This is a genomic window from Cysteiniphilum marinum, assembly GCF_014857925.1.
Lineage (GTDB): Bacteria > Pseudomonadota > Gammaproteobacteria > Francisellales > Francisellaceae > Caedibacter > Caedibacter marinus.
In genome coordinates this window covers 1-24020 of sequence record NZ_JACYVZ010000025.1, presented here as the reverse complement: position 1 = coordinate 24020, position 24020 = coordinate 1, and the positions used below count along the sequence as shown (strand labels likewise).

General features: G+C 35.9%; 25 protein-coding genes. 1 reads left to right on the top strand and 24 read right to left on the bottom strand.

Going from position 1 to position 24020, the window contains the following annotated elements; translation table 11 throughout:
• Positions 1 to 3: 3 nt before the first annotated feature.
• The 20 genes from IE867_RS10415 to IE867_RS10325 form a co-directional block, all read right to left on the bottom strand.
• Positions 4 to 2718, bottom strand: coding sequence for a TraC family protein (locus IE867_RS10415; RefSeq protein WP_192484666.1), 2715 nt, complete (start codon positions 2716 to 2718; stop codon positions 4 to 6).
• Positions 2718 to 3212 carry a type IV conjugative transfer system lipoprotein TraV gene (traV, locus tag IE867_RS10410; protein ID WP_192484665.1) on the bottom strand — a complete coding sequence of 165 codons (495 nt, stop codon included), beginning with the start codon at positions 3210 to 3212 and terminating at the stop codon, positions 2718 to 2720. The genes IE867_RS10415 and traV overlap by 1 nt, the downstream gene beginning before the upstream one ends.
• Positions 3213 to 3271: 59 nt before the next feature.
• Positions 3272 to 4933 carry a TraB/VirB10 family protein gene (locus IE867_RS10405; RefSeq protein ID WP_192484664.1) on the bottom strand — a complete coding sequence of 554 codons (1662 nt, stop codon included), beginning with the start codon at positions 4931 to 4933 and terminating at the stop codon, positions 3272 to 3274.
• Positions 4923 to 6437, bottom strand: coding sequence for a type-F conjugative transfer system secretin TraK (gene traK, locus IE867_RS10400; protein WP_192484663.1), 1515 nt, complete (start codon positions 6435 to 6437; stop codon positions 4923 to 4925). The genes IE867_RS10405 and traK overlap by 11 nt, the downstream gene beginning before the upstream one ends.
• Positions 6434 to 7012 (bottom strand): type IV conjugative transfer system protein TraE, encoded by a 579-nt coding sequence (gene traE / locus IE867_RS10395; protein WP_192484662.1) that lies wholly within the window; start codon positions 7010 to 7012, stop codon positions 6434 to 6436. The genes traK and traE overlap by 4 nt, the downstream gene beginning before the upstream one ends.
• A gap of 133 nt (positions 7013 to 7145) precedes the next feature.
• Positions 7146 to 7451 (bottom strand): type IV conjugative transfer system protein TraL, encoded by a 306-nt coding sequence (gene traL / locus IE867_RS10390; protein ID WP_192484661.1) that lies wholly within the window; start codon positions 7449 to 7451, stop codon positions 7146 to 7148.
• A gap of 54 nt (positions 7452 to 7505) precedes the next feature.
• Complete coding sequence (locus IE867_RS10385; protein WP_192484660.1) at positions 7506 to 7820, bottom strand: hypothetical protein; 315 nt, start codon at positions 7818 to 7820, stop codon at positions 7506 to 7508.
• Between the two features lie 200 nt (positions 7821 to 8020).
• Positions 8021 to 8224: a hypothetical protein gene (locus IE867_RS10380; RefSeq protein ID WP_192484659.1), complete on the bottom strand. Its 204-nt coding sequence runs from the start codon at positions 8222 to 8224 to the stop codon at positions 8021 to 8023.
• Positions 8214 to 9170, bottom strand: a complete 957-nt coding sequence (locus tag IE867_RS14905; RefSeq protein ID WP_192484658.1) for an outer membrane protein — start codon at positions 9168 to 9170, stop codon at positions 8214 to 8216. Before IE867_RS14905 ends, IE867_RS10380 begins: the two co-directional genes overlap by 11 nt.
• 64 nt (positions 9171 to 9234) lie before the next feature.
• Positions 9235 to 9366: a hypothetical protein gene (locus IE867_RS14835; RefSeq protein ID WP_263971902.1), complete on the bottom strand. Its 132-nt coding sequence runs from the start codon at positions 9364 to 9366 to the stop codon at positions 9235 to 9237.
• Between the two features lie 570 nt (positions 9367 to 9936).
• A complete protein-coding gene (locus tag IE867_RS10370; protein WP_192484657.1) occupies positions 9937 to 10983 on the bottom strand; it encodes a hypothetical protein in 1047 nt (348 codons plus the stop codon).
• Positions 10984 to 11059: 76 nt separating this feature from the next.
• Positions 11060 to 12040, bottom strand: a complete 981-nt coding sequence (locus IE867_RS10365) for a hypothetical protein (protein WP_192484656.1) — start codon at positions 12038 to 12040, stop codon at positions 11060 to 11062.
• A gap of 46 nt (positions 12041 to 12086) precedes the next feature.
• A complete protein-coding gene (locus tag IE867_RS10360) occupies positions 12087 to 12503 on the bottom strand; it encodes a hypothetical protein (protein ID WP_192484655.1) in 417 nt (138 codons plus the stop codon).
• Positions 12504 to 12638: 135 nt separating this feature from the next.
• Entirely contained in the window at positions 12639 to 13151 is a 513-nt protein-coding gene (locus IE867_RS10355; protein ID WP_192484654.1) for a hypothetical protein, read from the bottom strand.
• Positions 13148 to 13327: a hypothetical protein gene (locus IE867_RS10350; protein ID WP_192484653.1), complete on the bottom strand. Its 180-nt coding sequence runs from the start codon at positions 13325 to 13327 to the stop codon at positions 13148 to 13150. Before IE867_RS10350 ends, IE867_RS10355 begins: the two co-directional genes overlap by 4 nt.
• 1 nt (position 13328) lies before the next feature.
• The gene (locus tag IE867_RS10345) at positions 13329 to 13640 is read right to left on the bottom strand and encodes a hypothetical protein (RefSeq protein ID WP_192484652.1); all 312 of its coding nucleotides are present in this window, start codon (positions 13638 to 13640) and stop codon (positions 13329 to 13331) included.
• Positions 13641 to 13973: 333 nt separating this feature from the next.
• Complete coding sequence (locus tag IE867_RS10340; protein ID WP_192484651.1) at positions 13974 to 14360, bottom strand: hypothetical protein; 387 nt, start codon at positions 14358 to 14360, stop codon at positions 13974 to 13976.
• A gap of 466 nt (positions 14361 to 14826) precedes the next feature.
• A complete protein-coding gene (locus IE867_RS10335) occupies positions 14827 to 15003 on the bottom strand; it encodes a hypothetical protein (protein WP_192484650.1) in 177 nt (58 codons plus the stop codon).
• A gap of 342 nt (positions 15004 to 15345) precedes the next feature.
• Entirely contained in the window at positions 15346 to 17838 is a 2493-nt protein-coding gene (locus IE867_RS10330; protein WP_192484649.1) for a hypothetical protein, read from the bottom strand.
• Positions 17826 to 18512, bottom strand: coding sequence for a hypothetical protein (locus tag IE867_RS10325; protein WP_192484648.1), 687 nt, complete (start codon positions 18510 to 18512; stop codon positions 17826 to 17828). The genes IE867_RS10330 and IE867_RS10325 overlap by 13 nt, the downstream gene beginning before the upstream one ends.
• 315 nt (positions 18513 to 18827) lie before the next feature.
• On the opposite strand from IE867_RS10325, the gene IE867_RS10320 reads away from it, so the two are divergent.
• Complete coding sequence (locus IE867_RS10320; RefSeq protein WP_192484647.1) at positions 18828 to 20099, top strand: hypothetical protein; 1272 nt, start codon at positions 18828 to 18830, stop codon at positions 20097 to 20099.
• A 314-nt stretch (positions 20100 to 20413) separates the two neighbouring features.
• Here the strand turns inward: IE867_RS10320 and IE867_RS10315 are convergent, their stop codons facing one another.
• From IE867_RS10315 to IE867_RS10300, 4 genes are all read right to left on the bottom strand, one after another.
• The gene (locus IE867_RS10315) at positions 20414 to 21397 is read right to left on the bottom strand and encodes a sugar ABC transporter substrate-binding protein (RefSeq protein WP_192484646.1); all 984 of its coding nucleotides are present in this window, start codon (positions 21395 to 21397) and stop codon (positions 20414 to 20416) included.
• The gene (locus IE867_RS10310) at positions 21387 to 22148 is read right to left on the bottom strand and encodes an SAM-dependent methyltransferase (RefSeq protein WP_192484645.1); all 762 of its coding nucleotides are present in this window, start codon (positions 22146 to 22148) and stop codon (positions 21387 to 21389) included. Before IE867_RS10310 ends, IE867_RS10315 begins: the two co-directional genes overlap by 11 nt.
• Before the next feature lie 12 nt (positions 22149 to 22160).
• A complete protein-coding gene (locus IE867_RS10305; RefSeq protein WP_192484644.1) occupies positions 22161 to 23579 on the bottom strand; it encodes an MFS transporter in 1419 nt (472 codons plus the stop codon).
• A gap of 1 nt (position 23580) precedes the next feature.
• Positions 23581 to 24020, bottom strand: a 440-nt coding sequence (locus tag IE867_RS10300; protein ID WP_449720072.1) for a POT-type proton-dependent oligopeptide transporter, incomplete at its 5' end; no start/stop codon positions are given.

Genomic DNA, 24020 nt, shown 5'->3' with positions numbered 1-24020 from the left:
GCTTCAAACCTCTTGATTGGGTTGATTGAGTGCCGCTTGATCTGCCTTTAATTGTGCAGAGAATGCTTGCAGTGCTTTCATCTCGTCACCATAAAAATCATTCACCGCTTGCGTTATCGCTTCCTCTTTAGTTAATCCTTGCTTTTGGTAATCGCGCACCCTTTGCATTTCAGATAATTTAGTCGTGGTTAATATCTTCGTGTAAGGGTCAAGAAAAAAGCGATGCTCCGATGAACTGCCATCATATTTTTTAAGCAAAAACGATGAAAACCATGCTTCACCAGACGGACGAAAACGCTGCACCGTTTTAATCTCGTCATCTGTAAACAAAGGATTGTCTTTGTCTTGCTTGGCAAATGCCCCAAAACTTTCGTCTTGCAACATGACCATCTTGTAAGCTGATTTATCGTAAATCTCAGAAAGTATCGGATTCTTTTTAATTTCAGAGACAAGTTGCGCTACGATGATCAACGAGGCGTTTTTCTTACGATATGTCGCCGCTGCTTCCGATAGCTTTTTCTCTAACGCGTCTGATTTAAACTTAAGAATCTGTGGTGCTTCTTCAATCAAAAACGCTTTAGGCTTGCCATCGGTTGAGTTGATAATGCGATTATTAATGTCAATGGTTAATGCCATAATGATCGGCTTCATCATTTTTTCATCGACACTTTCCGTTTCAATACAAATAAAAGGCACATCGGGGTCAAGCTGTGACGCTTTGTTAAATAATTCCGCATGGGTTTTACTTTCAGAGGTTGACTTATAACTACTCAATTGCATAATCAAATCAGTAATGCGTCGATCAACTACATTGTTGTTTCGTTGTCTATCTTCCTCAGCGATCACCTCAAGTGCTGAAACAACATGATCAACTAGGGTTTGCGTTTTGTGTTTACCATACGCTGATAATATCGCTTGCATTAAAAGCGCACCCTCAAAAGCAGGAACATTATCCGCTTGTGGGTTTGCCATAGCGTAATATAAATCAACAATCATATTGATTGAACTTGCGAAAATCGCATCAACATTGATTTCAGGGTCATTCATTAAGTCCTTGTCCGCTTTCATCTTATCAATATCTAAAAACGTAAACGGATTTAAAAATAATGTACTGGCATCAATATGTTTAGAACCCGACATGATCACCATGTTTTTTAGCGATTTCCCTTTATCTAACGCCCAACAATAACCGCCTTTGGCAACAATATGCTCTAAAACCATTTGAGCAAATACCGATTTACCCGAGCCTTTAGCCCCTGCTATCGACAGTGAAAAAGAGTCCATGCCCATGTGGAACAAATCAATATGCGCTAATTGATTGCGTGCCGTAATCGTAGGCAACCCATAACGCAAGCCTGTGTCCTTATCATAAGCTCCCTTATAATCAGCAATTAAAGGGGCAAAGTTGACAACATTGGTTGATTTAACACGTTGCTGTGTACCCGACTTTTGCCGATCTGCTGCCATCGTTACGTAATTAAAGGGTAATATCGATTGCAAAATCTGCCCTTGGATATATTGCGCTTCTTGCAATTCAAGCCCTTTACGAAAAAGATTCATCGCAGCGTCAACATCACGCTGATAATCTTGAGGCGTGGTGTAAAGGATTAAATCCATCGACAGACTACATACCCGATAGCGATCATCATTTAAACCATGTTGAATTTCCAAATAGTCTTGTATCTCATCGTCTAGTTGCGGAAACATATTTGCTAAACCTAAACGCTTAATTTTATTGAGGTTTTTCAGTTTACTTGCCGCTTGCATTTCAGACTTTAAGCGTGATTCAATTTGAAAATTAACACTCCACAAAAATGGACAAGACAACGCTAAACCTAAATGATTGACCGAAGCTAAATAATCAGGGATTTGTGTTGCAATGAAGCTTTGTGGCAAACGCTTCAAGGTTAAACAAACAACCCGCGTTGTTTGCTTGCCTTGGGTTAGCCTTTTTGAAACGGGTAATGTTTCGTCTTCATAATGAATGTCAATCCAATTAGGCGTAATACGGTTAATTTCAGTGGTTGGGTTAATGACTTGTTTGTGCAATTCATCTATCGGGTTGTGAACCACCTCACGCGGTGACAACATCTTAGGGTTGTGATTGATAATGTCACCCACATAGCTAATCATATCTTCTGCATTCATCGGACGCATCGCAAAACGCATCGTATTAAAAGCAGATTCAGCCGCATGTTTTACCTTAATCATCGCACTATCTTCTGGCTCAATACAGCTTGCAAAAAAATACGCTTCATAGTTTTTAACATCAAAACGTGCTTGCTTGCCGTAACCTGTCGAAAACCCATCAATTAATGCTTTCGTCAACAAATCCGCTTGTGATTGGGCAAGATTGGCATACAGCCCCCCTCGTTGTGAGTGTATCTGGCGGTTAATCTCAATTTGTGGCAAAAGTTTACGATTACCCGACAAACAAAACTGATACGACCATTTTTTGCCTGTCGGTAACTTATCACAAATCAACATATTTAAGGTTTTGAGTGAATCTAAAGAGGTACCTGTCATTGGCTCTAATTTAAACCCGCAACCAAAGCCATTGCGTTTTGCTGTTCGTAAAAACGTTGTATAAGCATATTGATTGTGAAAAATCTCAGTATTGGGATTGAAATAGCGAAGCGGTAACAGATGATGAAAATGCCCCACCCCTTTGGGTTTGGCATACTGCTTGAGTAGGTTAAATATTTTAAATGAATCCATTATTCGACCCCCATACTTTGAACGGCTGAAACTGAGTGATTAATCCACTGTGACCCTTTTAAAATCGTATAAACAATGCTTGGCTCGTGATAATTGCCATCACCATCAACATAATCAAACAATGTGATCTTTTGGATTTTCTCACCCTTTCTCACTGGCTGCCCCACTAAAGGACTGCTTACTGGCGTGCCGAGTGTGTTATTTACCAATGATGTCGTTTGATGTGTGATGACAGCATGAGCTGCATTACCTTTTTTGTCATTTTTACCTTTTTTATCAGCAACAAATGACCCAGTATTGCCAAATTGTGATTGCTCGTGAACCTCACTCATTGAAATACAGCCCTTAACGCCACCAACCTTGTCACACTCAAAGCCACTATTAAAGGTTGAGCAGCCTGATGTGAGCAAAGCACATAGACCCATAAAAGCGTAGGTGAGTTTGAAGCGGCTACACCCATTCAAGAGAGATTTTAAAGAATTTAAAAAAAGCATAAGCCTATCCTTGTTTTAATTGTTTTTAATTGTTTTTAAATTATTTTCTTGATTAACAATCAACGTGATTGACCCAATGGCAACCCATCGGCATCTTCATTGACTGCTTGATTTGTCAGATTTGTCGGCTTGGGAATCTGAGCCATAAGCGGGTTATAGTAAGCTTTTTGATTCATGGACGCTGTTTGCATATTTTGCATATTTTGCATATTCTGCAACATCTCTACATCTTGGAGTTGTGATGGATTGTTTTTATTGTTTTTGTCCTTTGCAATTCTACGCTCTCGATCTATCCGATCTTCATATTGCTTGATCTTCTTTTCATCAAGTAACGGAAAGCCTTTCAAAAAGACAATATCAACCTCAGCTCCCGCGTTTAACTGAATCACTGGCGAATATTGTTTCGCTAACTCAATATAGTATTTGCTGATCTCACCAAAGGCAGTAGAGGCACCCGCTCCTAACGCATTAGGTAATATCTTAGACGCATCAATTGTGGTGGTTGACCCTAAAGGTGATACCGATTGCGTTTGTGAATAAGCTTGCGCTGAATCACCAAATCCCGAGAGTATCCCTGAAAGCCCCGCACTCATAATAACCTTATCGTTACGCATGACAGGAATCCCACGAATCCCATTCTTACCACCAACATCAAAGGCAGTACCCTCGACCGATATATCTAAAATACTCCCATCTTGGCGAATGTAAGATAAACTTTCTAATCTCACCATGCCACGCTCAGATGAAATGCGACCATAAACACTGGCGGTTATAAATGCACCCTTTAAGCTTCCACGCTTGCCATTAGGCAAATAACAATTATCCGTCAGCTTAAAGACCATAGGCGAGCTATCACTTTGAGCATCAACACCCGCTTGTGCGTCAGCACCACCTAAAACAATGGCTTTACAAAATGAACCCGTTGGCACGTAATTCTTATGTGTGCGTTTGTACTTTTCAATTTCAACTGGCTTTTTACGTGCGCTAAAGCTTACCGTAGGATAGACAGGCGTTTGTTCAAAACCACCTTGCACCCCATGATTAATGCCTAACGCAAATTGATTACCACCTGATAGCGGTTGACCTATCGGCTGATTTGAAACCGCCTTTGCATCATCTTGCGCTTTTTTATTTGATTGTGTCGCCTTTTCACTTGACGCAATCAGTGCCTTTGTTTGCTCATGCTGCGTCTTGATCAACTTTTGTGTGCGCTCACGTTCTTTTTTTAAGGCATCATCTTGTTTGCCTAGCTTATCTTGCAGTGTCTCTAGTGTCTTATCCTGCTTGGCTAGCAGTCGTTTAAATTCATCAATTTGTCGCTGTTGGTCAGTTAAAGCGGATTTGTTATCTTCTTCTGTAAAGGTGGCATCTTTGACTTTGGCAAAATTCGATAATTCACTACTTGATTGATTCGATAGCTTTTTGCTTTTGCCACTTTTGGGGCTACTAGCAAACAAACTCATAAAAACCCATACCGCTAAACCGATCACTGCCACAATCAGAACACTTGTCGCAATTTGCTTGACCCGATCATTGTTCGGGTTAAAGGTATCTTGATCAACCGCATCATGCGCTGTTGTGTTTAATGTTTCTTTGCTATATTCGTTTTCTTGCTTTACTTCACTCTCTTTACTCTCTTTACTCTCACCAACCTCTCGAGAATTAGGCTTGGCTTTATCAGCAAAAAGCTTACGCCACAGATTAAATCGCTTAAAAAACATGATTGCCCCCTTGTTGGAATAAGCTATAGACAAATGCCTTTTCACCAGACGCTAAACGATCTTGTGATAACGCAACACCAAGCATACCTTTCTTGTAAAAGGCTTTAGCGTGTAAATCAATCGCATGTTTGTTATGGTTTTCAACGACATACACCACCCCATATAATGTGGCACCATGAAATAATTGGCGAGGCGTTAAACTAAAGCCTTTGCCTAACGCTTCACGTGCCTTTACTGATTCAATGTCATCATCAACCAGTGAAACACTGTAGCCTTCGGGTAAATCTTCCATGCGCCCTGTTTCGCTGTAATTGATCATCGATTTAATCACCCGCACCACCAACTGATTAAATGGCACACTTTTCTCGAAGCTATCCGCTTTAGCAGACACACCACCTAACGGCTTTAAGCCATAGGTTTTACCTCGATTGCGCTCAGGCATTGCTAACACGGAAAACTGTCGCCCCGATTCAGTCGATACATAAAAAGTAAACGCGCTACTCATACGTGCCACACTACCTAAAGTTAATAATACATCGCCTTGCTCATTCAAGTTGTACTCATTCAAAATACAAAACCCTTGCGGACAAGAAACGTCCGTAATACGGTCATGCTCAACATATATACGATTCGCATCGGTGGCTGATAGCTTTAAGCTGATCGTTTCATTATTTTGGAACTCGATAATCTCAGGGGATTTTTTAATCGCTGAATGACCCGAGGAGCTAGAAATAGAAGAAGCAGAAGAAGCAGAAGAAACAGAAGAAGTCGATAGACTCGGTGACGGTGAATGTAAAGCAGCAGATTTTGCTGTCAACACTTGCTGATCAGCGTCATTGTCCTTTATAGTGCCTGTCAATGAGTATGACTGTTTCATTTGTGGTGAGGAATACTGTTCCTTTTCCGTTGTTTGTTGTTGCATGTTTTGTGTGTATGGCAGCAGCGATTCCTCACCGCTTCCCTCTTGGTCATAGTCATTAACATTTAATTCAACCTGATCATTCCCCGCATTTGAAAAAGCATCATTGAGCCTTTTGCTGAATGTATCAGCGTCAATGGTACACGCTTCGGATAAAGCTCCCCCATCATCAACCATACAACCAACTTGTGATTGTTCATTGTCTGCATCATGGTACAAATCAACGGCTTCAATATCTTCAACTGATTCAACTGATTCAACTGATTCAACAGATTCAACATCATTAAAATTGTTGAAATCGTCATATTCAACATAATCAGTGACTGAATCACTTTCTAATACGTTACTATCTTCTTCATTAAAAATATGAGCTGTATCTTTGTCTGTTGCAAATATCTCACGTAAGACCTCAATGTCATCATGCGACAAAGCGTATGATTCATTTTTAGCATTTGAATTATCAGCATTGCTTGGCAGTGATAGCGTATCGCTATAACTCAAATTAACACTGCTAGCACCCAAGATAAGCGACAATAACACCGTGGCTTTTTTCATACTCTTTCTATTTTTAAAATTACCAATCATTTTGCTTTCGCTCCCTTACTATCTTTAACTTCATAGACATTCTTGATTTGCAAAGCCCCATTGTTATAGGCAAACTCAAGTACAAAATCATGCTTATTGTCAGACACTAACCGCTTACCTACTCGCTTTTCTAAAATACCCGAGATTTTGAGCTTCAATGTTCTTAAATCGACCACTTGATCAGCGGGATAAAATACTGATGAAATCTGATCTTTCTTGATTGTCTTTGCTTCTGCTTCAAGCAAATTGTTTAACTCACCATACGCTGATGAAGTGATATATGTTTTTAAAATACGGTGATTTTGATCGACATTATTGGGGGAGATATTAAGCTTCAATCCCAGTAAAAATAAACCGTGCTGAATCAAGTATGATTCATCGGGATTCACCATGCTAATACTCATCTTTTGCGCCATCACTGGCGGCACTAAAATCGTACGTTGATGCTGTAACGCTTGATACAACATAACCGATAACACCAACACCGATAGCGACATTAAAATACAGCCCCATTTAAGCCATCGATTAACATATTGCCCGACACTTTGAGCGAGCTTGTGATGTGAAAAATCCATAAAAAATAACCTCTGTTGTGGTACTAAATAATGAAAAGTAAAAAAAATAAGAAGGTGAAAATGTAAAAAAGTGCAAAAGTAAAATTAAATAATTACAAACCCAAAAAGCTAAAAAGTTAAAAATCTAAAAAAGCTAAAAAAGCCAGAAACGCTTAGATGCGTCTAGCGTTCTAGGAAATACCGCCTTTGAAATCGATTTACCTAAAAACCAATAGCAACACACCATTAAATAGGCAGGGGTGCGGTATCGCTTAATTAACTTCAACCCCATTATCCAACCCGCAGCAATAATTAACATGATCGCAAGATTAGCCGTTAAAACACCAATCACAGCAACCACCATAGCGGGTATGGCTTCATCATACGTGCAGCCTAAAACTAGTTTTGGCTTATTCAGAAACTTTGAGACCCGCCCGTAATCCATATTATCTGTAGACATGAAAAATCCTCATAAGTAAAAATGTAAAAGTGTAAAAAAGTGAAAAATCAAAAACTAGAAAATAAGCCCTGAGTTGTAGACAAGGAAAATAACGGCGGTTACGAAAATAATTGTGACACCCATTTTTATGTTACCTGTAAAAAGTATAATGATACCCACAATCAGCGCAATCCCCCCTATCAACTTTTGGGCAAATGAATCAGCCCCCAAATGATCATCAACGGCTGTTTTAAGACCGTCTGCGTCCATTGCAAAAGAAGTGCCAACGCTTATTAAAAACAGCAATGCCACCACTGCAAAAATAGCTACAATCGACAACACCTTATCTAAAATCTGATTATCTTTGAATGTTTGAACTAAAGTAGTCATACGTTATCCTTGTTTTTTATCTATATGTTATTTGTTTATTTCTTTTTTATTGCGTTTGATCTAAAGCTTTGTTGATCAAAAGCAATTGCCTAAATGTTCAACGTGATGTTTGAACCTCTTGAATGAGATCGTGTGAAAATGAAAAGGTTAAGATGTTAAGATATTAAGAGTTTGAGATAGTTAAAAACTTAAAAAAAACGCTATTGATAGACGTAATTTTGTGCGTGATTTACTTCTTCTTGAACACTGGAAACATCGGCAACCTTGACCTGTTCAAAACTTGTCACTGTGACCCCTTTGTGTGTACAACCTGTTAGACTAGTCAATGCCATTAAGCAAGCACCAAAAACACCAAAAACTAATGCCTTGGTGCTTCTTATCTTAAACCATCGCTTAAAATACATAACTCACCCCTAACGCTAAACGGCTTATACTTGGGTTGACATTTTTAGATGAATAAGCGTCACTGGCTGATTTGCCAAAATAATAAGCGTAACCCAAATCAATCAGCATTGATTCACTTAATTGATAACCGATAGACCCACCGAATACTGGCGAGAAACCACGATAAAAATTATCAATCGCCCCATCATTAAAACCAAAAACAAAAGCAATACCACCATTTACACCTAATGAAATATTAGGTAGCACACGATACTGGTATTGTGCCAACAAATTAACATCATGCAGTGACGCTGAAAATTGCCCTTGTGCGTTAGAAAACGTACTTTTGCTATTTTGATTATATCCTAACAAGGCACTGATACTATGCTTGGCATTTAAGGCATACTGATAACCGCCACTTAAGCCAAAACCATAATAGCCAGTTTGTTTGTCATATCCGCTAATAGTTGCTTTGGGAAAAGATAGATTAAAGCTTGGCTTAATCACCCAACCACTTTGTAGATCATACACAATCAAAGATTGCTTTTGATTTACCGTATGTGCATTAAGCAAATATGCCGCTTGCGATGGTTTAAACATCGAAAATAACAGCACAATCGCTAACACAACAAACCAAAACTGCACCTTGTTAAATCGTTTTAATGATTTAAGCAGTTGCGGTATGTGTGACACTGGATTGTTCCCAGTTTTGCGATAATAAGAATGAACAAACCACTTTAAACCAAAATAGCCACCTACCAAAAAAACCAAAATAAGCACCATCACAATAGCAGGGAAAAATAATCCCAAAAATGACACTTTCGGCAAGAACCTATTTAAGCTTAAAAACATCAAGCCCAACACCACTAAAATAAAAAAAACAGCAGCAGGTTTTTGCTCCCATTTATACCCATAAAAAAGCCCCCTGATTAACCGCGAGCTTAAAGACTTTTTACCATCTTTCACAATAGATGCTCCTTATATTTTAAGCACTTTTTTACTATTTACCTTTTTTACCTTTTTTACCTTTTTACTCTTGTTTACGATTACTAGCTTTTCGCAAATTCCGATGTCGATAATACCCCATCAAATCATGACTGATTGTAATGGGTTTAAATGGGTCATCGATGACATTATCTGCAAAACGCTGTATATCACTCATTGAATGATCGATTGTTCTGTGAATCCCATTGACGGATTCATCGTAGAAATTATTTTCTCTCATAGCTCCTCTCTTTATTTTTAATAAAAATAAATGAATTTAAGTTAAAACTATCACTTATTCTTAAAGGTTTTTTCCAATATCCAATACTTTTTATTGGGATCTAAAATAAATACTCAACGTGATTTTTTCGCTAGAAATAATAGGTATATAATGATTTTAAAAAATCAACTTTATCATGTTTTTAAAATTGTTTTTCTTTGTTATATCAAGCAATATTATTTGAGTTTTTATACATTTAAATCATCGATATAACGCGCGCATATGTATTAAACTCACCATCTAAGGTCGCAGAAAAAATATAGAAAACCAGTTAGTAAAGCCCAGTTAATAAAGAAAAAAATATAATATATAAAAAAAGCTTTTTTATTAATGACTCCCTCGTACAAATTAATACAAAGAGTTATACTGATCATTATAAACGAAACACATTGTAAAATAATAATAATATCCATCGCTATAGACCTTCTTAACAACAGAGAAAGAAAAGTTAGCGCGTTATTTGCAAATTCAGCATTCAATATATACAGGGCTATCTATGTTTAGCTCACTGATTACTTCCAGTATATTTGGATTATTTTTAATTATCATTTCAACATTATTAAGATGTATTAAATTACCTTTGCAATTTACTGGCAGCGGAGAGGTTTGGTAATTTAACACAATAGCATTTTTATATATTTTATCCTTAGATGTAATTACAGTGGCTTCTTTTATTTTAATATTACTAACTTCGGCATAGATATCTGAAGCAAAATAAAGAGCAACTGGTATTGCACAAAAAAGGAAAAAATAAAATGTACTTTTATACAAGAAGTTGGTTCTTTTCCCTAAAAAATACATTTCAAGATGCAAAAGAAAAACCATAGACAAGATAATTATAATCCCGACCACAAAATCTGAATCAACTGCTTCAGATTTTTTCAAGCTGAAAAAAATAATTCCAATACATACTAATGAAAGAGAAAAAATCAAAAACATGGTTAAAACTAATTTATCTTCTTCTTTGATTACTTTATATAGGAAAAATTTTATTTTTAATTCATTTAATTTTTCTTTATATCTAATATGAAAATCAACCGCTCTTAAGTTGTCGTAAAGTAAAAAAAACACCGAACCACATAATACCGCACTTAATATAATTATTGATGCCATAAGTAATAGCAAGGCTATCTGATGAAAAGCAATCTTATAATATACAATGTTTAACAAAATATCTAGAATTGTTAAAAACAATATAAAAAATATAAAATCACGCAGCCGTTTAAATAAGTTAAAAAAACCATATATTTGAATCGTTAAGTAACTAATCCACACATACGTTGAAAATATTGATGCAAATATAGTGAAAACTATAAATATTCCAGCAATTAACATCCCAATAGAGCTAACATCTAACGATATATTATGCTTAATTCCATAAGCAGAATATATAACAAAAGATAAAGCCACCATAGATAATGCCATTATATTCATCCAATGAACTATGCTTTGCAGTAGCGACTTATCTCTCCCAATAATTTTAACACTAACAACTTCTTTTTTGTGATCGTCCATAAAGACCTATCCTATTTTCCCTTATGAACGATTATATATTCACACAAAATATTTTAAATAAAATCAGTTACCTAAGTCACTTATCCGCCAACCTATCAAGTGACACATTCAATAATCTCAATTGCTCACCAATATCTGCTAACATTGCCAACTGAGCTTGCCCATAAGCATGTGTTTTAACATCATTAAGCACCTTATAAGCATTCGGTGAATTTTTATTTAAACCTAAGCCAATTGCATAATTAGTAGAGTTAGCTATGATTTCTTGGTCAGCGTATGATTGAGATTGAAAAATTTGCGCCCAGTAAAGATCATGCGATTTTGCAATAACCTCGTTGCAGTCATAACCATAATTGCATGTATTATCTGCAATGCCTTTGTAAATCCCGTTGTTAAGATCAACCGCAGCTTTATTTGCCATTGCCATGATTGGATAATTAGACTTGCTGACAATTAGATTTTCTTTTTCAGTTAAAGGCTTATCCTCAATCACTTTAAAAACTATGTTATAGTAATCAATGACTCCATGAGCAAAGGAAGCCAAAGCCGCTGACCCTTTTGTATTACTCGGGTTTTGCGCTTGATAATCTAAAATACCTTGAGCGTAGGCTCTTAGTTGACCTAAATTAAGTTTGGACGCATAAGCTAAGTTGCTAAGATAATCAGATACGTTTTCAGTTGTTGGGTCAACGATAGCTTTTTCAAAAGATTGTGTGGTCACAAGTAGGCTTGAAGTATAATCTTTAAGATCATTATTCAAAGTCTCTCTGGCATGCTCAGATAAATCAATAGCACCATTTCCAGTAGTCATATGAGGTAAATCATTATACGCTAACTCTAAAGCATTATTATTACCGTAATTAGCAAGCTCAACCTTCTTTTTTGCTGCCAACTCAACATAGTAATCCGCTATACTGGCATACTCTGAACTTGCGTCAACATTAGTTTTATTATCTCTTTTGTCAAAATACTCTGCCATATCTTGAGATATAGACGCATTCGCCACACCAAAACCCAACAGCGACAATGCCAAAATCGATTTTATTTTATTTTTCATTCTGAAAATCCTTTAGATAATTATTGAATTTTAAACTTTTTAGAAACTATTCCGCTTTATCAAAAGCCGAACCTACATTGACCCCATCACTGCCACTATCGGGAATACAGTAACTCCCCACCATATACCGATACGGAAAACGCGGGTTTTCGCTTTTATCTTCTTCTCGACTTAAAATACAACTACCAGTTTTGCCTACAAGCTCGTCTGTCTCAACTTCGGAATTTCTGAACTCATCACCCATACCTAAAGACTCACCAAACAGCTCAATTTTCCATGTGTTCATGTCGTTAAAAATTAGAAAATCATAAACAATGCGCTCAGTACCCACATCGTCTTTAACCTTTAATTTCAACGACAACATAAAATCGCCTTTTGAGGTTTCTTTGGGTGTCACTTCTTCAACGACAAAATCCACTTTGCCGATCTTGATTTCTTTGTGTTTCGGGAATGCTACTAGCATGTTTTGCTCCTTGGTTTTTGATTATTTTTAAATTGATTTATGAAATTTTTGATATGAAAAAACCTATCCAGTTAAGGATATTGATTGTTATTTTTTAGCTTGGTTTGTAAGTCAATAGTTTTTTTCTTTTCGAATCTAAACAATTGTAAATACCTCATGATCTGATTTACTTAAAAAAGTTTGCTTATACTTTTGATAATTGGTTAAAGATTTCATAACTAACATTGATGATATTGGCTCTTTGCTACCGAAAAAATCATTTAAAATAAACACTATAGATTCAGGCTCTTCTCTAAGAAAAAAAAGGTCATTTTTACAAATAAAATAAAAATCATTAAAACTTACATTTTTACCATCAAGCGCAAGGCTTAATTCCTTTAAAAATTTAGACTTATTGTCACTGTCGTTATGCTTAATAATTCCTTTAGAATAAGCATCTGATAAGTGATAACAAACCTGTGATATTTGCTTAACAAAGTAAGTTTTATTATCTGCTTCGTTGCCAACATACTTAAGCAAATCAATATTAATTTTATTAAGTGTCAATCTGTGCCTAGTCAACAAACTTCTATGCTGAAACCAAAGGTAAGAAACTTGAATGAAAGCAATACTAAAAAAAATGATTCCAACAATATATACCGCTATCATTTTCTTTCACCTTTAAAGTTTAAACTGTCAGTGTCAGCAACACGAGAAACAACACTTACAATATCACTTCTTGGCTTACAATATTTGCCATTAATTACGTCACTGATATTGCCATTTTCAATAGCCTCTGTAATAAGCAACATTCTAGTGCTTTTTCTGTATTGGTTAGTGTCCATATCACCGCCCCTTTAACTCTCTAAGCTCCATTGTCAAAAGCTTTTTTTCTTGCCTTAACAAGTCCACTGAAATTTTATCGATCAATGACTTGTACCGTTTTTTCTGTTGTCTTAACTCGTCAATTTTTTTGTTAATATCGTCTTTGTTTGCGCTCCTCATGGTTGCTGTCCTCTTGATTGGCTTTGTCGTTGTACTTGTACTTGTGCCAATTTTCACAAATGGCAAGTAAGATTGACCGACACCCAAATCTACACCCCACTTTGATTTGTCAGCGTTGGTGACTGATTTCGGGCTGATTGATTGTGTTTGCATGAATGCCCCCGATCTTGTTTGAATAGTTGAAGTTTAAAACCACCCCATCAAGCACGACTACACTAAGGGAGGGAATGGAATTGTAGCCGTGCTTGTTGACGTCGATATTGTTTAAAAGAATGTTTTTTACAAAATCTCTTTATAAAAAGTAATATAAAAGCGAATGACACGCTTTAAATGTCAATTTCCCTGTTGTATTATTCCCGAAATGACACAAACAGCTTAATTGAAACATACTCCCCTTTGTTATGAAGTAGATTAGGTGCTTAACGCTGATAGCCCCCATCTTGACGCGAATTAAAAGGATTATTAAGCAGGGGTTTTTGTCTTGATTCAAGCCGTTTTAATCAAGCTAATATACCTACGATCTAACCAAATAGGCTTATCGCTAGGCTTGGTTTTTAAGGCAATATGCTGATGAGTAAACTTAAAAATCTTACCGATAATTTCTTTACCTTGCTTGTATTTAACAGCAACCCTTTTACTTCGTGATAATTTATTAAGATGATTTACCTCACCCATAGCAATAAGTCTTGCCCTATTAGATGGCTCACCCAGTCTGATATGATGATCATAAAAATGCTTAAAAACCTTACACTCATTCAGCGTATAATCCTTAGTGCTTCCCATATAAGGCTTTCTATCGTGCATTAAATCAAGTTGCGCCTTGGTGACTTCTTTTAATAAAGTTTGCGTTGATCTATTCCTATTTATAGACATTAAAAATCCTCTCTCTCTATTTATATTTAACAAATAGATAATGCCTAAAACCTACTAAGCAGCATCTATTTGTTAAACGTAAGTTATACAGAGCATAGCCCCCGCAAGGTACTACGGTTATATAACTGATAACTTCACCCCAAGGGCGTGTTTGTGCAGCACCAAGAACAGTGCGTTAACAGTGATCGTTGTTATCTTTCTCATTCAACATCTGCTTAGTAGGTGCAAATATATAACCCACCCGAAAGCTCGGGCTTTTAAAAAACCAAATCAACCTAACGATCAATAAGGCATTAACTCATCCTTTTTGACACTCTCTACAATCAAAGGTAAAACTAATTAAACCTCTAACAATCTATCTGAACCTATCGGCTCAATTGGCGTGTAATCTGATACGTTCATACTCAACCTCTCATTCCCTGATTGCAAAATCATCAAAAATGGTGAAAATGTCAAAAATGACAAGTTAGTGTCTACGTGTTATTTTTTTATCGTAAATTTTTTTACCTTTTTCTAAATGCGTTTTTTTGCTAAAAACACGGCAAGCAAAAAGTAATTCTTCAACGCTGAATTGCCCTTGGTTAAAGTGTTTCCTTAACAATTCAACACGCACTTTTTCGGTAATGTCTTTAATGTTTTGCATGATAAACCTCATTGTTTTATACATTTATTTCTTAAAAACAACGATTGCAAGCTTGATAAACTCAGGAGAAAACCTTAAGATACAAAGGCTTGCACTCGTTGTAAGTATTCGGACGGTGGGCTAATTTACGTCTACCAAAACTGCAATTTTCCCACCGCTCAAACTTACTTTTTTACTTTCACTGTCCGTTTCATATTCATTTTTACCACCTCTTTTGCTATCACTCTAGCCTATAATTTTTATTACAATTTAACTACAACTTTTGTAATGTTATCAAACAGCTACTTGACTACAATGTTATCATTAAGGCTGTTTGTACTATCACTTTTCAAGTTAAATATATCATACCACAAAACCACCTGTACGCCTATTAGAATATAGCTTTTTTTGATGTTTTTTTACATCTTTTTTAGGGTTTGTGACATTCATTTTGTCATTAATTCTTCCAAGCAGAAGATCAATTTCACTGCTATAATTTTTTAAATCTTTTTTGTTCGTTTTTTTGTCAGTATCCATGCTAACAACACGTTCACCGTCACCGATCATTTTACGCCAAGTATCAAAACCACTTGGGCGATTAAACGACTTATTCACCAACCGCTTTATCAAAATATTTGCCAAATGTTTAAAATTCGTTGCCCCTGAAAAGTAATACTCGTAATTTGCCACCGTATGATAAAGCCACTCGTACACTTCCTGATCACTTGTGATAACAACGCCCTTTCTCTTTACGTAATCAATAATCGCAACCAGCGCTATTTTTTGGCATTCGGTCACTGCCGCTAATCCTAAAGATTGTTGTGCCAAGCTCGCCCAGTCTTTTTTAATCACCTCTTTTTCAACTACTGGCATTTTTAACTCAGCCAAAGTTGGTAAATTCAAACTTGGATTGCTTGATAATGGGTTTTTAGCCTTTGTCTGTAATTGATTTTTTTTGTTATTATCGTCAATGTCAGTAACCGCTTCACTATCAATAAGCTTCAAACCGTAAAAATCACCATAGCAAATGCCTTTAAATAATTGATCAAAATTCAACTTGCCGTAATCTCTAATAGCACGTGTCGCTGATTCTATAACTTTAGTTTCACTTGGAAAGCCACGTTGCAAACACAATTTTACAAACTCTTTATACTTGGATTCTCCAAGGTTTAAAAACTGGTCAACGACCGTTTCAGTGTTTTTGACAGCATTATCAGCAACATTACTTTGTTGATAGCCATTATCGTTTGTGACAGTTTCGCGCGAATCTCTACACTGCCCTTTGCCATCACCACCAAAACCAACGACTTCAACATCGCTAACACCAACACTTTCACCCTCACTTAAACCAACCCCATCAACAACAATTTCAAAATTTCCGCTATCATTTACTTGATCAAAACGGTTGTTGTCGGCATTATCCTCTGCAACAACATTTAACGCATTAGTGTTGTTCTCCGTTGTCAGTGATTGCTTCAAACCGATATTTCTCAGATCACTGGCAATACCAGTTTCACTATCACCATCAACAAAAGTAACACTTTCCGCGTTTTTTTCACTGTAATATGCTTGATCAGACACCAGATTATTGGCATTATCGCCTTTGACGATACTTGCGTTATTCGTATTGTCAGCTTCCTTGCTTGTCAGTGATTGATTTGGTAGTGCATTTCTCAGATCACTGGCAGCATCAAACCAACCTAAAAAGTCATCTTCACTGATTGCATCAAACTCAACCAGAACCGCAGCAACAAGCTCGTTTTCGCTGTCGATGTCGTATTGAGATTCAAGCTCAAGCACCTTGGCTGTAATCGCTTCAAGGTTTTGGTCAACCAAGATTGCCTTTAATTCGTTGATGACGGCATCAAGATCGAGTTTCATTTGACGGTTGATATTGCTGTTTTTGTCAGCTTTCTTTTCGCTGAGGTGGTTCACCTTTCCAAGATTGACGTTGTTACTTGCAGCAACAGATTCAGACAAATCACACTCGCTAAAAGTCACCGACCCCTTAACTTCACTGGCACCTTTAGCATCAACTGCTACGAGGTAACACCAACTAACAAACTGCTTGAAGTCTTTGGCTTCATGCTTGATGTCTTTGCGAGCTAAGGCATTGTTGAAAGCGACAATATCGATTTTATCAGCGTTGACATGGGCTATCGTGTTGATGGCTTTTGCTTGGTTGACCGTGAAATAATCATACAAAATGGATTCGCACTTGATGGCTTCAAGTCCAAATTCAGAAAAATCAAAAATCACAATCCCATCACAATCGAAACAATCAAAATTTTCAGTTGCGCCTATACTCTCTAATTCTTGGTACTGATTGTTACGGATTGTTATTTTTTGATCTTGTTTTTTATCCTTATATGACTTCGGCAAATTGGCACAAGTAGTTTGCCCATTTGGCACAAGTGCCATTTTGTCTATATTGCCATTATCGCCTATATGGTCATTTTGGACTAAGTGAAGTCCATAGATGAAGTCTAAAGCTTTAGATGTCGGCTTGTAGAACTTTTTGTTGTAAGTAAATCTTTGATCAACAGATTCAAGCCAACCATCATTGACAAGATCAGTTGGGATTGCTCTAGCACGCTTATATGACACTTTTAAATGCTCTTGATACTCTTTAGCGCAATAAAGTAATCCAAACTCGTCAACGCCATTTATGGCGAAAGATTTATATTTATTAATATTGTATATTAAAGAATCAATCAAAACATGTGCAGCATCAATCTTGCCAACTTCTTTGATAATGGCTTTTATCCATGTGCTTTGTGCATGAATAGGCGAACGCTCAAGGACAGCTTCAATATTATTTTTTGAATGCTTAATGTTTTGAGTCATGCGTTCCATAGCGACACCTTTGTTGTTGTTAGTTTTGGTGATCGGGTAGTTAAGAAACCGCATAATCCTAAACGGCGCGCATTATTCACTGTTAAACAGCTATTATATTCTGCGCCTACCCGACCATAACAATGTGCCATGATCGAATACGAAGTAAGCGCAGTTAATAATGCACACTTACTTTCTGATATATTGCGAATAACGGTGCAATATAAACCGAGGATTATAGGGTTTCTTAAGCCCAATCTGCTTCTTAATTCAGACAACGCCAAGACTACCACTACCAAATAATTTTGCAAGTATGTTATTTGCGACAAGCTAAACTCCCTGTTTTTATTTAAACTTAAATAGAACATAAAGGCGTGTGAGGCGCGATAAGTTCGAATTATGTTTAATGAAATGATACCTGATTTTACAAAATCCAAAATAGCTAAAGGGAAAAATAAAGTGATTTTTTGCGCTTGACTTGGGAATAAGCCAGTAAATATATACCTTAAAATTGCTGTATGGCGTGAAGTGCTACTTGACAATACAATTATACTCGGGCTTTGGCAGCTTGAATTTTCGTTTCTTATTTTTTTAAAACGCCCAAAATCAGCAAGACTTACCTTGTTTGCTTGCTGATTCCGACCGCCAGCCCCCACTGCGTTGTTGAAACTTGATGTTGAATTAAAATCTGCCACTTAATCTAACCTTTTGTGTTTTCTGTTGCCGTTTGTTGGACGTATTGCGTCATTAATGAGTAGTAGGCTTGGGCTTGTTGGTTTGAATCCACTCTGTTAAAACAATTAGAATGATAATTATTTTTTAAAAGGAAAATATTTTTGATATCGCAATCCATCATTTCTAACTTCAATATTAATTTTTAACTGGATTTTAATTTACCAATAATTTAAAAGTTATTCAATATAGTTATTAATTTTTTTATAACTATATTTGTTAGATTGTTTAAAATCATGCTGTATAATAAGAGAAAACAAGGGCTTGAAATAAAGAACATGATTGAAGATATAGTTTACTGGAAAGATATAAAAGGAAAAGTTAAAAAGCTAAACCCTAAACTTTATGCAATCATTGATGAGATTAACCCACCGTATAAAATACTTAATTTATCATATCCATATGGCGACATAATTAGCGATGAACATTATTACTATCAGAAGTTTGAAGGACAAACAGCAGTAAAACTGCCAGACACAGAACATCCTTTTATGCTTTTGCTTGAGGGAGTAATTGAGACATTTTTGCAAATAGGTGATAAAACCATCACGTATGACCTGTATCAGCCTGGAGATTTTTTCCCTTATACATCTGATATCGAAATTAATTTAGAGTACCCGTCTAAACCAAATTACATCTATCATTTCCATTCTGGGGTTAGAAATATTTGTATGCTACCAATGACAGCTTTGACAAAGGACTACTTAAATCTATCAAGTAAGTATAACCTTGAAAAGTCATTAAACCCATCAAACAATCAAGATCATTATAATATTTTAAAATCACTTATAAATCCTAGTGCAATTAAATGGAGATGCAAAGTTCTTGCATTTGGGAATGAATGGAAAAGTGAAATAATGTCTAACCCTGAATGGCATAAGCTAAAAGAATATATATACCAAAATGCTATCCTTGCTAATCAGTATCGAAAATCAACTTTTTATCTAGATTTTGTCATGCACAGAGTCTCGCAAGAATACAAAACAACTAACCAAGAATACGTATTTGAGATAATAAAAAACATTATGTTGATATCGCTAGGTGATGCTATTGGATTGGCTCCAGTGCATGATGAAAGTTTAATGCCCAGAAAAGAAATTTCCGACAAATTTATTGATGGGTACGGAAATAGGCTAACTCCAATTATGATTGCACCATATAAGTATAACTATAAAACTGATAATGAGCCTGTATATTACTCTTTATACATACACAATCAAACCGTGAACAAGCAAAAAACATTTCAACCAATCTCATATTTAGATAAAATTTACAAAACAATAGAATATTATTTACATGAGTTTAATAGCAATGTACTGACAAAATCCCTTGCATTTGGGAAGATGCAAGGTAATCTAAATCTAAATTATTATGCCCCAATTGGAAATAAAGATTATCTTCATGATGCTTCCAAGTTGGTTAATAATGATTCGAGATTCAGAAAAGTATATGATGAATACAATACTTTATCGCTATATGGCTTCCCAAAAAGATCAAATTTCACAAAAGCTCTTATATCAATATCATTGGACAGACCAGATACAAATTAGATAATTTCTAACCTAGAGTATATATTGTAACCAGATTTATCATTGATCAGTATTAATATGATATATGCTGACCGTCTGGTAATGGTGATATTAATGTATTATAAATCTTAATTTCATCTTGACTCAAAAAGTCTAGATCAACAAACATTTTCTCATATTGCATCAAAGACATAACCACGCTCACTTTCTGTTATTAAACCTTATTCTAAGGTATACCCCAAAATTAACAAAAAATCAAAAAAAGCTTAATTAATCAAGCTCTTTTTCCCCAATAGCTCAACATTTTAGTCTGTTTTTGTTCTTTTGTGAAGATTTTATTTAGGAATATTAAAAACATGATCAGTATAAATATATCGGTTGTCTATTTTGATTTTTTCCGCTTCTTTTTGCGTAATTAAATATACTGGCACTAAAATCTTAGGCTCAACCTCTTTCCCTGTTAAGTAATCTATGGCTAAGTCAACGCCTAACTGCCCTATTTTATACGGCTCTTGCTTAATCGTTGCAGACATCACATTATTTTTAACGGCACTAATCCCTCTGCTTGTACCATCAAACCCTACGATCACAATAGGACTTCTTCTTTTCTTGCGGTACTTCTCTTGTATCGCCATTACTGCACCTATAGCCATCTCATCATTCTCAACAAATATGCCATTGATATTTTCATGTTGTGACAATAAATCAATCGTAGCGTAATAACTTTGCGTTTCACTAAAGTTAGCTCGGACAGTATCAATAACATTAATATCGCTCGTTTTAATTGTATCCATAAAGCCATTATATCTATCTTCAGACGTAGACGTTGTTGTAATCCCTCTAATAATAACTACATTGCCCTTGTTACCCATTTTTTCAATCATATATTCAGCAGCTAACTTACCACCAAGCGCATTATCAGATAATACGTTAGCTAACACATTGCTGTTATTGCTTTGACTATCAAGCGCAATCACTTTGACGTTATGCTTTGCTGCGTAATCAATCGCAGTATTGGATAGTTTGTTATCAATTGGATTTAGTAATAAAATCTTAAAACCGTCACTGACCATTTTCCTTACTAAATAAAATTCTTGATCAGGGTTATTGTTTGACTCCCTAATCTCTATTTTATAGCCTTTAGCCATGACTTGCTTAACCGACCCTGTAAGCATCTCATAAAAAAATGGGTTGTGATAGTCCGTGGTAATGAACCCAATTGTTTTATCATCGGCTTTACTGGTTAAAATATGCCAAGAACCTATGATAAATAAAATGGTCGCAACAATTATAATTATATATCTTGTCTTAGTATTCACTTGTAACACCTTGTTTTTGCTTATTGCCTGCAATATAAATGGTAGACAATGTGGTTACTTTATTTGATTCTAATTCATTTAGTTTTATTTTATCAATCACTGGGGCTTGTGATGGATATTGAGCCGCTTGATAAATGATGATCTGACTATCTACATGATAGTATTTAAGTAAGTGGTGCTTGAGCTTGTCTGTATTTGCTTTTTGCTCCCCTGTATGAATTGTTTGAATGTCAATAAACCCTGCTTGCAATATAACAAGGTCAACTTTAGAGATTAACGGTATTTCCTCATAAATCATGTGACTTGCTTCGTACATTTGCATTCCGTTCTCAGCAGGATTAACCCTTAAATCATTCCAAAGACAATCAAGTGCGGATACCGCTGCAAAACTATGTATTTCTATATCCTCTCGTTCTCTTGCTATTTCATCTATGGCATATAATGCAGGTTGAGCGCAAAAAAACGGATGTCCGTATAACGAAAAACAAACACTATCATGTTCATCAAAGGATTTGATCACATAATCAGCTATTGCTAAATATATATCCTTTCTATGTACAGTATTATCTTTTTGGTAAATCTCATTAAGATCATACGTTTTTTTACAGTATTTTTCGTACCACTCTTTTGTGATATGGTCATTATTTAGAAAAAGGACAATATCAGACTGCGTGGCACAAGTAATAAACTCTTTTGTGAAATGCCCTAGTGTTTTAATCCCACTACCTACTACAAATAACTTCTTTTTCATTCAATCCCCCTCTTATTGCAATATTGAACAACGCTTTTTTGATAGCGTCAAAAAACAAATCAAAATAACTGCTAACAACAATGACACAACACCAAAGCACCATGTGAAATAGATATTTGATAAGGCTTCATTGTTATTCTTATAAACAGACTCTAAAGGGGTGAATACTTGAGATAACACGCTTGCCATAACGGCTGACAAACTGCCTGTGAAAAATAACCATGACCCCATAAAGAGACTTCTAAGATTCTTTGGCAAGATTGTGCTAATCATATTAAAACCACAAGGATTTATTGCTATCTCTCCAAATGAGAAGCCAATAACAAAAAATAGCACTAAAGCAACATAAAAAAAGCCTGTGTGTGCCGTAAACGCAACACCAATAAAAAGTGCTACAAAGCCACATAGCATTAAAAAGATACTGGCTGCAAAAAAGTTATAGTTACTGACCTTTTTTCTGATAAATAGCAATGGCACCAAGAAAGTAAAAAAGACCATAATTAAAGTATTTACTGTCGCTATCCACTGTGCGGGCAAGACAATATCAACGCCTAAGATGGCAACTTTTGATTTTAAATGAGCAAAGTGTGTAATAATCATTGGCACAAGGAAATAACACAACCAAAAAAATGTTGTGTAAAACAAATACTGAAAAAATGCCGATGCAAGCTTTTTGTGTTCACTACTTAATTTCAGATACGTTTTACGCAGCTTATCAATAATATAAACCGTCATTAAAACCATAGCTATATAGACAATAAGGTAAAACAAAAAGGCAATATAAACACAAACCGCAAAAAGCATAAAGACCGCTAAAAATGATACGTAGCGATTCTTTTTAAGACTATCTAATCGGGTTACTTTAATGCGCTTCCAACTGAGCATTGCCAAAAGTAAGCCTCCGTAGTTTAATAGTGCCCCAATCAAAATACTAGCATTGTATTCAAACCCTAAAAATCCGACCAACGCCCCAAAAAACAATCCGACATTTAAAGAAATACTACTTTTTGAGTAAGCACTAATCCCATCAATGACCGCATTCTTATGTGTGGCAAGTTCATTTTCAATTAGCATATTAAAAGCAGCGACGATAAAGGCGTAAGCGGTAGTAAAAAGCGTCAACCCTATTAAAGCGACCAAAAAAACTTTGGTAAACATAATGTAAAAGGCAAAGGCTTGCACCATAAGGCAAAAAACAAAAATGCTTTTGTAATCAAGCAGCCTTTCACCTATTCGTGTTGCAAAGAATCTAATCATACCGCTAACCGCGATAAATACCCCAATAATACCAAAGCTTTCGTTGATACTGACTAAAAAGCTATTTTTAAACAATATATAACCTGAAGCGTAAATAATCCCATAGCTTGCAGAGAACAATGCTTGAATAATTAAAAGCATTGTTATGGGGTTTTTAGGTAGCGTAAACATCATGTTATCTATGAATCCACTTTTTAATAATCATCATTAAAGCAAATGCCACCACAAACCCAATCACTGCCAACACCCCAAACAACATCAAATAACTGTCATTCATCGCAATAGCATTGGCACCACTGGCATTAATCTCCACCGTACCCGACAAATAACTCGAAACCACACTTGCCGTGCTACCCGTTAAAAGCATCCAAACCCCCATCATTAATCCTTGATGTTTCGGTTTAGCTAACTGTGCAATCATCGAATAGCCAATAGGTGCTATCATCAACTCCCCTATTGACTGAAACACAAAAAACAAACTCACCCACAACACCGAGCTTTGACCGTTGGCATTGGCAAGCATAATGCCCACTGGCAAGAAAGATAATCCTATCGCAATAGAGATAATCCCAATTAAAAACTGCTTAGGTACGGTGAGACTTGTTTTCTTTCTGA

Bases quoted from the DNA above. Each gene is read 5' to 3' on its own strand.
- IE867_RS10335 (WP_192484650.1), bottom strand. From the start codon at position 15,003: ATGCAAAACATTAAAGACATTACCGAAAAAGTGCGTGTTGAATTGTTA.
- IE867_RS10360 (WP_192484655.1), bottom strand. From the start codon at position 12,503: ATGCTAGTAGCATTCCCGAAACACAAAGAAATCAAGATCGGCAAAGTG.
- IE867_RS10350 (WP_192484653.1), bottom strand. From the start codon at position 13,327: ATGGACACTAACCAATACAGAAAAAGCACTAGAATGTTGCTTATTACA.
- IE867_RS14835 (WP_263971902.1), bottom strand. From the start codon at position 9,366: ATGAGTGATATACAGCGTTTTGCAGATAATGTCATCGATGACCCATTT.
- IE867_RS10365 (WP_192484656.1), bottom strand. From the start codon at position 12,040: ATGAAAAATAAAATAAAATCGATTTTGGCATTGTCGCTGTTGGGTTTT.
- IE867_RS10320 (WP_192484647.1), top strand. From the start codon at position 18,828: ATGATTGAAGATATAGTTTACTGGAAAGATATAAAAGGAAAAGTTAAA.
- traK (WP_192484663.1), bottom strand. From the start codon at position 6,437: ATGATTGGTAATTTTAAAAATAGAAAGAGTATGAAAAAAGCCACGGTG.
- IE867_RS10405 (WP_192484664.1), bottom strand. From the start codon at position 4,933: ATGTTTTTTAAGCGATTTAATCTGTGGCGTAAGCTTTTTGCTGATAAA.
- IE867_RS10370 (WP_192484657.1), bottom strand. From the start codon at position 10,983: ATGGACGATCACAAAAAAGAAGTTGTTAGTGTTAAAATTATTGGGAGA.
- IE867_RS10340 (WP_192484651.1), bottom strand. From the start codon at position 14,360: ATGTCTATAAATAGGAATAGATCAACGCAAACTTTATTAAAAGAAGTC.
- IE867_RS10380 (WP_192484659.1), bottom strand. From the start codon at position 8,224: ATGTATTTTAAGCGATGGTTTAAGATAAGAAGCACCAAGGCATTAGTT.
- IE867_RS10305 (WP_192484644.1), bottom strand. From the start codon at position 23,579: ATGATGTTTACGCTACCTAAAAACCCCATAACAATGCTTTTAATTATT.
- IE867_RS10330 (WP_192484649.1), bottom strand. From the start codon at position 17,838: ATGGAACGCATGACTCAAAACATTAAGCATTCAAAAAATAATATTGAA.
- traV (WP_192484665.1), bottom strand. From the start codon at position 3,212: ATGCTTTTTTTAAATTCTTTAAAATCTCTCTTGAATGGGTGTAGCCGC.
- IE867_RS10385 (WP_192484660.1), bottom strand. From the start codon at position 7,820: ATGACTACTTTAGTTCAAACATTCAAAGATAATCAGATTTTAGATAAG.
- traE (WP_192484662.1), bottom strand. From the start codon at position 7,012: ATGGATTTTTCACATCACAAGCTCGCTCAAAGTGTCGGGCAATATGTT.
- IE867_RS10345 (WP_192484652.1), bottom strand. From the start codon at position 13,640: ATGCAAACACAATCAATCAGCCCGAAATCAGTCACCAACGCTGACAAA.
- IE867_RS10310 (WP_192484645.1), bottom strand. From the start codon at position 22,148: ATGAAAAAGAAGTTATTTGTAGTAGGTAGTGGGATTAAAACACTAGGG.
- IE867_RS10415 (WP_192484666.1), bottom strand. From the start codon at position 2,718: ATGGATTCATTTAAAATATTTAACCTACTCAAGCAGTATGCCAAACCC.
- IE867_RS10355 (WP_192484654.1), bottom strand. From the start codon at position 13,151: ATGATAGCGGTATATATTGTTGGAATCATTTTTTTTAGTATTGCTTTC.
- traL (WP_192484661.1), bottom strand. From the start codon at position 7,451: ATGTCTACAGATAATATGGATTACGGGCGGGTCTCAAAGTTTCTGAAT.